Annotated in this window: 7 protein-coding genes; 4 read left to right on the top strand and 3 right to left on the bottom strand. The window is 49.2% G+C overall.

The features are described from left to right. From B3W37_RS02830 to B3W37_RS02820, 3 genes are all read left to right on the top strand, one after another. The coding region (locus B3W37_RS02830; RefSeq protein WP_483174725.1) for a DUF4489 domain-containing protein at positions 1–666 on the top strand (666 nt) is incomplete at its 5' end. 277 nt (positions 667–943) lie between these two features. Then, entirely contained in the window at positions 944–1,393 is a 450-nt protein-coding gene (locus B3W37_RS02825) for a MarR family winged helix-turn-helix transcriptional regulator (RefSeq protein ID WP_483171658.1), read from the top strand. Positions 1,394–1,409: 16 nt separating this feature from the next. Further along, entirely contained in the window at positions 1,410–2,882 is a 1,473-nt protein-coding gene (locus B3W37_RS02820; RefSeq protein WP_483171657.1) for an MFS transporter, read from the top strand. A 66-nt stretch (positions 2,883–2,948) separates the two neighbouring features. On the opposite strand, the gene B3W37_RS02815 is transcribed toward B3W37_RS02820, so the two are convergent. Continuing rightward, positions 2,949–4,862, bottom strand: coding sequence for a hypothetical protein (locus tag B3W37_RS02815; RefSeq protein ID WP_483171656.1), 1,914 nt, complete (start codon positions 4,860–4,862; stop codon positions 2,949–2,951). A 444-nt stretch (positions 4,863–5,306) separates the two neighbouring features. On the opposite strand from B3W37_RS02815, the gene htpX reads away from it, so the two are divergent. Then, on the top strand, positions 5,307–6,191 hold the full coding sequence (gene htpX, locus B3W37_RS02810; protein ID WP_483171655.1) for a protease HtpX: 885 nt from the start codon (positions 5,307–5,309) through the stop codon (positions 6,189–6,191). A gap of 134 nt (positions 6,192–6,325) precedes the next feature. Here the strand turns inward: htpX and B3W37_RS02805 are convergent, their stop codons facing one another. Beyond that, the gene (locus tag B3W37_RS02805) at positions 6,326–7,357 is read right to left on the bottom strand and encodes a tetratricopeptide repeat protein (protein ID WP_483171654.1); all 1,032 of its coding nucleotides are present in this window, start codon (positions 7,355–7,357) and stop codon (positions 6,326–6,328) included. 228 nt (positions 7,358–7,585) lie between these two features. Then, positions 7,586–8,619 (bottom strand): ATP-binding cassette domain-containing protein (locus B3W37_RS02800; protein ID WP_483174724.1); only part of this gene is annotated, 1,034 nt, incomplete at its 5' end.

Raw genomic sequence — 8,619 nt, 5'->3', positions numbered from 1 at the left:
AAGCAGCGCATAGCATGGATTAAACCATATTTGTATTTGTTAAAAGATAGAATGTGTTTCATGAAAGGAGGAAGCGTATTAATGGTCTATCCAGCTCACTGGAAATATATTCCCCATTGCGTTCCGGGCAAGGCGGATTCAGATTCATGCATTTTCGCCAAACATCCTAAACCTCAAGGGATAATATTGGAATGTGGAACAAGTCCTCAGGCGGCCATATTTGATCCCAACCAAACAGAACCTGTAACTGTAGTCTTAGACAGGGTTACAGTGGATACCACCTGCCTATGCAGGCCGACTGTTAAAATTGAGTTTTCCAGTCTGGTATTCTTCGATGTCGCACTGGAGACTCCGGAACCGCAAAGAAGCTTTGAATTGATACTGACCTTTACATTAGTAAGAAAATGCAATGGAGTCGAAGATATATTAAGAACATGGACATTCCAGAGGTTGGTTGAGTTCATTCCGGTTGCAGGGAAAATCATTGCGGATTGGAGAGAAGAGACTCCGTTTACAGTGACTTACTGTGACCGGGCCTGTCCTGGCTGCTGCACATATGAAATGAGGGTGACATCAACCAGAATCAATGACGCCTCCGCTGCACCTGACTTTGATGCTGTAAGGGTAACATCTCCTGACATCAGCGCATTGGCTCAGGGTCAATGAAATCAGGCTCTGACTAAGTTCTATTTAGAAACCCATCTCATTTTTAGAGGCCAAACTATATAATAGCGATTTAGGGGCAGATAGCTGTTGCGGGTTATCTGCCCCTTAGCGTTTACCCACTTCCTGCCGCTGCGACAACACAACCGGGCAGCATAGTAGTCCGCCCTGTAAACATCACCATGACATTATGTCGATTCTTGACATTTTTTATCAATAAGTATATATTTAGGAGTATATATTTTAGTTTGGTTTCCTAAATATTCGGGAGGCAAAATAAATGTCAGACAACAATCATGTCATCAACGACCTGGAGCACCTCTTCTGGTCTCTCAACCAGATACTCAACCAGATCACCAAATGCTACCTGGCTGACAAAGGCCTGTCAATGCCCCGTTTTTGGGTACTCAGGCGCTTGAGCCTGGAAAAACCCATGACCATCGGCGATCTGCATCGCCAGATGTACCTGGCCCCGGCCACCATTACAGGGCTGGTAGACGGGTTGGTGGAAAACGGCCTGGTCAATCGTTACCGGGATGAAACCGACCGGCGGGTGGTCTATTTAAAGCTCACCCCGCAGGGCAAAGCCCTGGTAGACGAGGTTTTAAATTACCGCATCGCCAAGCTGAAAGCCGCCCTGGGAAGTCAGGGCAATGTCGATACCGCTCAGCTGCACTCCTGTCTGGAAGGCCTTTATGATTGGCTGCATGATTCTGTTCGCAAAAAATAATTAAGGAGATATCACCATGAGTCCCAATAAGGATAACTACAAATGGCTGGCTCTGTCCTGCACAACCCTGGGCACTTTATTATCCAGCCTCAACGCCAATACCCTGATGGTCGCCCTACCGGTGATATCCAGAGACCTGCATTCTTCTTTGGCCACTATAATGTGGACCATGATGATCTACATGCTGTCCATGACCATCCTGGTGCCGTCTATAGGAAGGGTAGCGGATATGATTGGGCGCAAAAAACTGTATGTGATCGGTTTTGCGGTATTTGCCTGTTCTTCTCTGTTGTGCGGGATAGTCAGCAGCGGCGGACAGCTGGTGGCAGCACGCTTCATACAGTCTATAGGCGGCGCACTAATGCTGGCAACCAGTACCGCCATCGTTGCCGACGCTTTTCCGCCTTCACAACTGGGTTTCGCTCTGGGGATCATACTCATGGTATTTTCGGTCGGGAGCGCGATCGGCCCAATAGTGGGCGGTTTACTGGCCTCCTGGAATTGGCGCTGGATATTTTTCTTCAATTTTCCGCTGGGTATTATCGGTACCATCTGGGCGTGGGCGCAGCTCAAAGAAATAGTGAAACTCCCTGAAGGGCAGCGTTTTGACTGGTCCGGAACCATGCTGTTCACCGTCAGCCTGAGCATGATCCTGGTGGCCCTTTCTTTTGGCGATGGGGTCGGCTGGCTTTCACCTTTAATAATAGGCGGGATAATTGGGGGCATTCTCATGATGGGCGCCTTCATCTATGTAGAAAACCGGGTTGAGCAGCCCATGCTGGATCCGGTTCTGTTTAAACAACGCCACTTGGCCGCCGCCTATGCCTGCAACCTTTTAAACGGCATCGCCCGGGGCGCGGTTCCGTTTCTGATGGTATTCTTTTTTCAGGTCATCTGGAGCATACCGCCGCTGCAGACGGCTTTTATGCTGGTGCCGTTTGCTCTGGCCATGATGATCAGCGCCCCCATCAGCGGACGTCTTTCGGATAAATACGGTTCCCCGGGGCTGAGCACACTGGGTCTGACTGTCGCCGCCGCGGGCGTATTGGGTTTAACACAACTGGAGTTTGATTCTCGCATGGGAGTGATAATATTGTGTATGGTTCTCACCGGCCTGGGTTCGGGATTGTTTTTCTCTCCCAACAGTAATGCCATCATGCAGGCAGTTCCTCCTCAACGGCGCGGCATCGCCGCCGCCACCAGAACCATGTTGAACAACGCCGGCTCATTGATCAGCATGGCCATAGGCCTGGCCTTGATAAGTTCCAGCATGTCGTCTGAAGCCATGCAGGCATTGCTGACCCATACCCAGGTCGGCTCTGAAGGGATAGTTATCAGCAGTTTCCTGGACGGACTGCGCCGGACCTTCTGGCTGTCCTTCTTTATATGCCTGGGCGCGGTAGCAACCTCACTATTGCGCAGTCCCGGCAAAGCTGTACATCAAACCGGTACTCAGATGCAGGATAACCCTGTGCCCGAAAGACCTTAAACCGGGTTTGATTTTGCATCGGATACAGCGGCTTTTGCCTGCACGGGCCGGAAAGCGCCGCTTCTATCACTCCTGCCAGCTTGGGTTTGTCATCTGAAAAATGCCGGGCTTGCGCTGAAAGCTGCTCTCCGGGACGATTTTGGCAGCTTTTCTGGCGGCCTGCAGATTGGCCAGATTCACTGTAGCTATGGATATTCCTTCCGCTCCCACGCCGGCGCCCAGCAATGTCTGTCTGAAGCCCGGGGTCCTTATGGGGCCGAATACGCCGCTGCCACCGAATTGGGCCACGTTGGACATGACAATATACTGATAGTAGCGATGGCTGTCGGCTATGCAACAGCGCTCATAAAGCTGGCTGTCAGGGTTGTTGGCCACGATGAAGAGCATATCCAGGGGCATATGGCAAGAATCGCCCCGGTTAATCTTATAGACGATATCGAAATGACTGTAATCATAACAAATCAACAGTCCAAAAGACCAATGCATGCCATATGAGAAACGCATGAGCTGGCTGCCTTTATCCATGATAAAATTGGCGGGCTTGCCGTTTACTGTTTCAGGAAGACGGGCATCATACTGCGATCGGGTCATTTTATTGTATTGGAAACGCTTTACTTCTCCGGTCTTGACGGGCACATAAATAAAACAGCGGTTTGAACCCTGGGCCATTTCCGGGGATTCCAGGGTTACAGGCTGGGGGTCGTATTCAACCCCGCCAATAACAATGGTATTGAATCTCCGGGAGAATTCCCTTATATCGGCCTCCATGGTCAGGGGAAGGAATACTTCGGGAAAGATCAAAAAATCAAGTTTTTGCCCGGATAATTCCAATTTTCCGGCCAGGAACTCCAAGTATCCCTGAATTTCTTTTATGAAGCGGGGGGCATTCGGCGAGCAGGAAATACAATAGAAATGATTGAGATAATCATCCTCGCTCATGCATTTCAATTGGGCAACACCTATGTTTAAGGCATCTTGATCATGGTTGGGAACATAACCCGATTCCGCAAGATCAACGTTAACCAGGTAGTCGGGTTTACCCAATTCCTGCTTATAGTGGGGATGTCCGTCCATCGAGTATTCTTCACTGGGCTGTATCGGGGTCCAGGGGCATCTGTTGTCCGCCGGATTGCGGCCCTGACGTTCTTTCTGGCGGAGCATTCGCAGCTCGGCAAGAGGAAGGTCAACCTCCAGAAAAGCGCTGCTTTCCCCTTGCGTATAGGCAACCGCCCCGCCTAGGGACAGGGAGGCCTTTTTGGGGCCGTTATAGCGAAATGGGGCAAAAACTCCGCTGCCTCCATAATTGGCAATATTCGATATAATCACAAAACAGGATAAGCGATGAATATCAGCCAGGGCGTACTGGATAAACAGGCGGGTTGCCGGGTTAAAGCAGGATACGACCAGAATTTCCAGATCATGTCGGGCAATTTCATATAAAATATCAGCGTTGGTATAATCATGACAGCTAATAATGCCGATATTTCCTATCGGGGTGAAAAATATATGGACTTCTTTACCCCGCTGGAGCTTTCCTTCAGCGTAAAATTTGAGGTCTTCCTCCGAGAAAGAAATCTGATCAATGATGACCGGGTCATTTCCCGGAGTAAATACCGCCGCTGAATTGGTGGCGGCACCACTCCCGGCATGTAAATAATGGCCCAGACGCGTAATGATGATTTGCTGACGGCTGTCGGCCTGCTCCTGAAAGATATCCAAAGACACTTTATTCCCAGGATGTTCAGAAATCAGTCCCATATCCGCCGTATCCGGGATCCGTTCCAGAAGGGAGCGCACATCGCTGCGCATTTCCTCCGGTTCCTGGCTGTGATCAAACCGGCCCGCATATATCCCCTGCCCCGCTGTTCTGCCGATGATCCGTTTAGGATATAGCTCTTGAACCAGGGCTATCTTGATATTATCCGCCGGCCTGCTCTCCCTGCGCACAAAAGAAAGCTGGTGCTTTGTGATCTGAAACACAGATGATTCCCCACTTTAATGTGTAATCCCATATGAAAAGCCTATCGATGATTTAAAGGTCAGTAGGTATTATTTCTGCGACCTAATCTGCTGCTATTTTCCATTATAACTGATTTCCGGTGGATCGGTATGACGTAAGGACCCATAATTGAAAACGATATGGCTGCCCTGAGAGGCAATGCTGGCAATTTTGCCTTCAAGGCAGCGAACACCGCTTCACAAGAGAGATAATCGGCACATCCCTTCAGCTTAGGATGATGGCGGGAGCCGTTCAGGAGAGATGATCATATCGGATCTATTCTTTGGCTACTTCTATGGCTTTGCGCAATACTCTTGTCCCATAACCAGCACGGCCAAACATATAAAATAAAAATTGCAAAAACACTTTTTGCGTTAGAAAAATCATGTTAAGCTGTTACCTATACTAAACAAAGGAGGCTAAACATGAAAAGAATCGGGATCTTTCTTCTGGTTAACCTCTTGGTACTGACTACCATCGTCATTGTTACCTCAGTTTTAGGGGTTAATCGTTATGTTACCGCCAATGGGATTGATTATTACAGTTTGTTGATCTTTGCGGCTGTAATCGGCTTCAGCGGAGCATTCATCTCGCTCTTTTTATCCAAATGGATGGCCAAGCAGATGATGCATGTTCAAGTAATCGATCCGGACAAATACCATAGCGCTCGGGAACAGCAACTGCTTAATATGGTTCATGGTCTGGCCCGCAAAGCAGGCCTGCAAAAAATGCCTGAGGTCGGTATCTATCCGTCTGGTGAAGTAAATGCTTTTGCAACAGGGCCTTCCAAAAATAATTCGCTGGTCGCAGTCTCTCAGGGCTTGTGCGATCGCATGAACGCCGATTCGCTAGAAGGCGTATTAGCCCATGAAGTTGCTCATATCGCCAACGGAGACATGGTCACTATGACTCTCATCCAGGGAGTAATCAACACGTTTGTGGTCTTCCTGTCCCGCATCGTCGCGTATACCGTGTCTATGTTTGTTAAAGAAGAAGCCAGAGGCATCGCCCACTTTCTCAGCATTATCATCTTCCAAATTCTATTCTCCATCCTGGGCAGTATCGCGGTGATGGCGTTTTCTCGTCGCCGGGAGTTTGCTGCTGATCAAGGAGGGGCATTGCTGGCCGGCAAACACAAGATGATTCAGGCTTTACAGTCCCTCCAGAGATCAGTCGACATGGTAGACAATCAACAAGAGGCTTTTGCTACTTTTAAAATCAGCGGAGAAAAGAAACATGGGCTGCGGCAACTTTTTGCCAGCCATCCCGGCCTGGAAGAACGTATTCAACGCCTGGAACAAGGGCGATAATCATTCACCTCGCATTATCAGCCTATTCAGATCCAAACCCCTGCTAATTTTATTTTAGCAGGGGTTTTTGACGGTCAGCGCAAACCTGCTGCCTTGACAATCCAGGGCTTCACTCATCACAGCCATGAATTTCCTTAGTTGGGCTCCCCGACCGGCAGGGCGTCGATCCATCCTTTGACTTGAGGATTCTCAGTCAGTTCGTAGGCCAGGGAGTAATAATATCGGGCTTCATCAAAGGACTGGGCTTCCCGGGCCTGATGACCCAGGGAAATGGCGATACTCAAGACCAAATCGTTAGCCCCGAATTGTATACCGTGATTGGCGAACAGCTCTGCGCATTTCTGAAAACTGGGCAAGGCCAACCTCCGCCCCATCTTATGCTGGATATATTTTAGGGCTGCCTCAGGGATCTGATTATCCTTGTCAAACCTGACGCTAAATGCGTACAAGGCAGTGGCCAGCTCATAATTCTCTTTCTCCACGTAATAATAGCCCAGGTTGCGGTAGCAGCGGGCCAGGTTCCTGGCGGTGTAAGCCTGATTGAGTGCTTTGAGGTTTATTTCCAGGTATCTTTTCAACTGCTGGTTCTGCTTATAGATCTCTCCCAGTTCGACAAGGGTCTCCACCTTGATGGGATTCCAGCGGTTCGACTTCAACAGGGCTTTGCGGGCTTCTTTGGGTCGTCCCATCTCCAGGAGCAGGTTGCCGTAGACCAGGTAGGTGTCGGCATATTCCTGGGGGACAAGACGGACTTCTTTTTCGGTATTGTAGAGCTTGCCATAGAGGATCTCCTCCAGCCGATTGTCGAAACACAGGTACTCATATTGGCCGTCCGATTCGAACTTGGGCGCGGTGGCGTCTATCTTCTCCACCAGGCTCTCCAAAAGGCTCAGGCCACCCTCGTAGTTGTTCTGCGCGATTTCATTCTGGGCCTCTTCCAGCACCACCCCCAGGACCTGGGTGTTGGTTGCCAGCATGTCGCTCAAGGCCGCCTTCTGGTCTTCGGGGAGCGCCTCAAATATCAGCCGCCCGATGCCCCAGGCCAGTTCCTCCGATAATTCATGTTCTTTGTATTTCCGCAATTGCTCCTGAAGATATATTATATCGATTTCCGCATCTCCGCTAAGATTCGACTTTATCTCCTGCATGATCTCCTCGTAATTCATTCCTATACCCCCGAATACTCATATTATTGTCATCCCGCAGTTTTTGTCTGTCATTGTCTATAATGCGGTTTAAAAAATGTTCTATTCCCCATATCCATTATCCTCCCCGAATGCAAATATTGACGGGATTATAGCGCGTATCTGCAGGATAAACAGGAAGCCGTCAGCCAAGCCACAATAACCTGACTGACGGCCACGTTGCCGTTTCTTATTAAATAAAAAATACCTTCACCTTTGCCGTATACGATTCAACCTTCTGTCTTTTATTTCATAAACCACATCCGCCACATTATCAAGCAGCCGTTTGTCGTGGGTGATAAACACGATCGTTCCAGCATAGCCTTTCATCAGCGCTTCTAAAGCCTCCAGGCCGGGCAGGTCTAAAAAGTTACCGGGTTCATCCATTAGCAGGATATTGTAGCGACCCAACAGCATTTTGGCCAATAGCAGTTTAATGATTTCGCCACCGCTCAAAACAGGTAACTTTTTACCGACATCATTGGGTCCGAAACCCATTGAAGCCAAAACGGAACGGATTTCGGAGATGCTGTAGTCGCACTCCTCCCGCAAGAATTCCAGCACTTCTAGATTGCAGTTGCACTTATAACCATTTTGGGCAAAATGACCTATCACAGCCTTGGGAGAAACCTCGATCCCCTCTTCCTGGTTTAAGATCATTTGCATCAAAGTCGTTTTTCCAGTACCATTACCGCCGGTCAGTGCCACTTTGGCTCCCAGGGGGATGTGGAAAGATGTGTTTTCAAACAATACTTTATCTCCATACAGCTTACTTATTTCTGTACCTCTAATCGGATATGGGTTATGGAGGGCCAAGGCCTCAGTCTGCCGAAAACGGATCCTGGCGATGCTTGCTGGAGCTTCCACATCTTCAAGGGCGGCAGCCCTTTGTTCCATAGACTTGGCCGCCTTGTGAAGGGTTTTTTGCTTGCTTCCCATGGACTTTTGATGCCCCAGACGCCCACCGCTTTCAGAACTGTTTGGCTTAGCAGCACCCTTGGCCTTCTGATCTATCCTGCGGGCCTGCTTGCGCTTACCCTCAGCAGCTCGTGTCAGCCGGTCACGTTCCTCAACATACTGTTCATATTTGGCAGCCTGACTCCGGCGTTCCTCCTCTTGCTGACGAAGATAATCAGAATAGTTGCCCCAATACTCGGTAATCGTGCCGTTTTGAAGTTCCCATATTTTATCGACCACCTCATCGAGGAAATAGCGGTCATGGCTTACAACAAGTAATGCGCCGG

The organism is Syntrophomonas sp. UBA5494, assembly GCF_002426325.1.
This window is presented reverse-complemented; position numbering and strand designations above follow the sequence as displayed.

Bases quoted from the DNA above. Each gene is read 5' to 3' on its own strand.
- B3W37_RS02825 (WP_483171658.1), top strand. From the start codon at position 944: ATGTCAGACAACAATCATGTCATCAACGACCTGGAGCACCTCTTCTGG.
- B3W37_RS02820 (WP_483171657.1), top strand. From the start codon at position 1,410: ATGAGTCCCAATAAGGATAACTACAAATGGCTGGCTCTGTCCTGCACA.
- htpX (WP_483171655.1), top strand. From the start codon at position 5,307: ATGAAAAGAATCGGGATCTTTCTTCTGGTTAACCTCTTGGTACTGACT.
- B3W37_RS02805 (WP_483171654.1), bottom strand. From the start codon at position 7,357: ATGAATTACGAGGAGATCATGCAGGAGATAAAGTCGAATCTTAGCGGA.